The sequence below is a fragment of the Aestuariivirga sp. genome, assembly GCF_037139295.1.
Taxonomy (GTDB): domain Bacteria; phylum Pseudomonadota; class Alphaproteobacteria; order Rhizobiales; family Aestuariivirgaceae; genus Aestuariivirga.
On record NZ_JBAXGR010000215.1, the window covers coordinates 1 to 3,153 of the forward strand.

The 3,153-nt window shown below is 62.2% G+C and carries 4 protein-coding genes; 1 reads left to right on the forward strand and 3 read right to left on the reverse strand.

Annotated elements, in window-relative coordinates:
* Window positions 1-362: ROK family protein (locus WCJ41_RS20980; RefSeq protein WP_336907783.1), on the forward strand; the 362-nt coding region annotated here is incomplete at its 5' end.
* 8 nt (window positions 363-370) lie between these two features.
* Here WCJ41_RS20980 and WCJ41_RS20985 read toward each other — a convergent pair.
* From WCJ41_RS20985 to WCJ41_RS20995, 3 genes are read right to left on the reverse strand one after another with little or no spacing between them, the layout of a single operon-like run.
* A complete protein-coding gene (locus tag WCJ41_RS20985) occupies window positions 371-1,396 on the reverse strand; it encodes an aldo/keto reductase (RefSeq protein WP_336907784.1) in 1,026 nt (341 codons plus the stop codon).
* A gap of 38 nt (window positions 1,397-1,434) precedes the next feature.
* Window positions 1,435-1,878 carry a MaoC/PaaZ C-terminal domain-containing protein gene (locus WCJ41_RS20990; RefSeq protein WP_336907785.1) on the reverse strand — a complete coding sequence of 148 codons (444 nt, stop codon included), beginning with the start codon at window positions 1,876-1,878 and terminating at the stop codon, window positions 1,435-1,437.
* Window position 1,879: 1 nt separating this feature from the next.
* Window positions 1,880-3,049 (reverse strand): acyl-CoA dehydrogenase family protein, encoded by a 1,170-nt coding sequence (locus tag WCJ41_RS20995; protein WP_336907786.1) that lies wholly within the window; start codon window positions 3,047-3,049, stop codon window positions 1,880-1,882.
* Between the last annotated feature and the right edge of the window lie 104 nt (window positions 3,050-3,153).

Here is a 3,153-nt window from a genome sequence, read left to right on the forward strand (position 1 = left end):
GGCCGGGGGCCTTGGGACGTTCCGGCGCCGTGGGCTTGCCGAGCACGGCCATGCCGCCGACCTCGGTCTGCGCCGCCGGCACGTTCTTGGCCGCAGCTTCGGCCTTGGCCTTCGCGGAGTCTGCCGCCGACGACATCGCGCTTGGTTTGGTGGCGGTGATCCACGTGCTCAGTCCGCAACGCGTGGTCATTGGCGGCGGCGTTGCAAACGCGTTCGATGTCCTGGCTCCGATAATCCGTCCGCTAGTGGATGCGCGCCTCATGCCGCCGTTCCGCGGCGTCGAGATCGCGCGTTCGATGCTGGGCGATGACGCCGGACTTGTCGGCGCAGCGCAACTCATCCTGCGGCCCTTGCAGGATTGATCCCGCCGTCAGCCAGAGGCCGGAACGGGTGCGTCCTCCCGGAGCAGGCCCTCGCGTTTCAGGTCGGCCCACAGCTCCGCCGGAACCGGATGCTCCATCAACGCGATGTTCTGGTTCATCTGCGCCACGGTCCGGGTTCCCGGCACATGCGACGCGACGGTCGGATGTGCCAGCAAGAACTGCAGCGCAGCCGCCGGAAGCGGCACCTTATACCGGGCACAGACGGCTTCGATCCGCCTGACCTTCTGCATGAGATGTTCGGGGGCTGGGGCGTAATTCCACTTGGCGCCGGGTACGGCGCCGGTCGCCAGGATGCCGCCGTTGAAGCCGCCGCCGATCACGACGGCTGTGCCACGCCGTTCGCACAGCGGCAAGAGCTCGTCCAGAGACTCCTGTTCAAGGAGAGTATAGCGACCAGCCATTAGTAATGTGTCGAAGTCACCCGCCTTCATGAAGTCCAGCATGACTTCCCAGTTGTTGACGCCGACACCGATCGCCCTAACGAGACCCTGCTCACGCAACTCGTGGAGGGCGCGGTAACAGCCATCCATGGCTTGGCGGAAGTAGACCTTCTGCATTTCCGCACCGTGAGTGAACACGTCGGCATCGTGGATGAACAGAATGTCGATGTATTCCAGGCCCAGTCTCTGCAGCGAGTCCTCGAAGCTACGCATCGTACCGTCATATGAATAGTCGAACTGGCATTTGAAGGGGGCGCCGTCGACCCAGGGCTTGAACTCGATGTCTTCCCGGCGCGCTGCCCGAAGAACCCGGCCCACCTTGCTCGAAAGCACGAATTCATGGCGCGGCTTCCAGCGAAGGTAATTGCCGAGGCGCAACTCGGACAGTCCGTGGCCATAGTAGGGAGCGGTATCGAAGTAGCGCATGCCCGCATCCCAGGCTCTGGCGACCATCGCGCCGACCTCCTCTTCGGGAATGGGTCTCAGAAAATTTCCGATGGGCGCCGCTCCAAACCCCATATCGGTGATGTCAAAGCCCAGACGGCCGAACTTCCGGATACTAATGGCAGGCATTGTCGCTCTCCCCCTGTGTTTCGTGCCGGGCGTCGCTTTCAGATCTCCGGCCGCTGCAGCCAGCGCATGACATGGGTGGCGACCGCGCAGCATGTGCCCGACTGGTTGTGAATGCTGACGGCGGCGTTTGTCCGCATCTTGACTGCATCGACGCTCTCGATGCGATAGGAAATCGTGATCGTGTCACCGATCCGGACGCCGGCGAGAAAGCGGATGCGGTCATAGCCGAGCGAGACCGGATAGCACTCCGCCATCAGAGCTTCGCAGCGGTCACCGATCAAGGTAGAGGCGCGCGACATGTAGCCCACCAGCAGCGCCCCGTGTGCGATGCGGCCGCCATACTCTGTCCTGGACATGGCAGCTTCGTCGACATGGTTGGGCGAGAAGTCGCCCGTGATTCCGGCAAAAAGATAGATATCGCTCTCGCTTACGGTTTTGGCACAGGATACGGCGGTACCAAGAGCGGCTTCGAAAGGATTCATCTCAGGTCGCCTTCAGCAGTTCACGCGCAATGATGCTGCGCTGTATCTGGTTCGTGCCTTCGTAGATCTGCGTTATCTTGGCGTCCCGGTACAAGCGCTCGACCACGAAACCGCGAATGTAACCAGACCCCCCGAAGATCTGAACGGCGTTGGCGGTGTGCTGTACCGCAGCATCTGCTGCGAAGCACTTGGCGATCGAGCAATCCATTGTGGCGGGCAGCCCAGCATCCATCACCATCGCGGCCCGGTGTACGAGCGCACGGGCTGCGGTAACATCCTTTTGCATGTCGGCGAGCATCCACTGCAGGCCCTGGTTGTCGGCGATTGCGCGACCGAACTGGCGGCGGGTTCGGGCATAGTCGAGAGCCGCCTCCAAACCTGCCTGGGCGATGCCGACGGCAAGTGCGCCAATGCCGATCCGCCCCTTGTCGAGCACACCCATCATGATGTGGAAGCCGCGGTTGAGGGGACCTAGCAGTGCGTCGTTTGTCAGCGCCACGTTGTCGAAATGCAGCGCGCCAACCGGGGAAGCACGCTGGCCCATCTTGTGTTCTTTCTTTCCGCGTGTGACGCCCTTGGCGTCAAGGTCGACGATGAAAATCGACATCCCCCGATGGCCTGCCGCGAGGTCGGTGCGGGCCAGCACGAAGCCGACGTCGGCAATTGGCGCATTGTGAATCCACACCTTGGAGCCACTCAACCGCCAGCCCGCTCCGTCACGCACGGCGGTTGTCTTGACCGCCGAGACGTCCGTGCCGGCCTCTGTCTCGGTGATGCAGTAGGCCACGCGCCGTCTTGCCGCGAGAATGTCAGCGAGATGGGCATCGCGCTGGGCCGGGCTGCCATGCACCGACAGAAGCGTACCGATGAGCTCGACCAGTCCGCATTGATCGGCCACCGAGGAATAGCCCCGCGAGAGTTCTTCCATGACGAGCGCGTAAGACAATGAATCGAGCCCGGCTCCGCCAAAATCCTGTGGCACGGTAATGCCGAAGAGACCGAGCTCGGCCATGTCCGCATAGATGGCTTCGGGAAAGGTCTCCGCCTCATCGAGTTCACGGGCGAGGGGCCGTACATGGCTTTCCGCGAAACGCCGCGCGGTATCGCGAATCTGGGTGTAGATTTCAGGCGACAGGCTCGGAAATGGAATGGCGAATGCTGGTTGGTCCATGGTACTTTCTTACACGCTCCGGCAAGCTCAGCGCGATTGGAGAATGCAGTAACCGTTTGGTGCAGTAAAGTCCCGCTTCTCATGTGGCGTTGGCGAAGCGCTCC

Bases quoted from the DNA above. Each gene is read 5' to 3' on its own strand.
- WCJ41_RS20995 (WP_336907786.1), bottom strand. From the start codon at position 3,049: ATGGACCAACCAGCATTCGCCATTCCATTTCCGAGCCTGTCGCCTGAA.
- WCJ41_RS20985 (WP_336907784.1), bottom strand. From the start codon at position 1,396: ATGCCTGCCATTAGTATCCGGAAGTTCGGCCGTCTGGGCTTTGACATC.
- WCJ41_RS20990 (WP_336907785.1), bottom strand. From the start codon at position 1,878: ATGAATCCTTTCGAAGCCGCTCTTGGTACCGCCGTATCCTGTGCCAAA.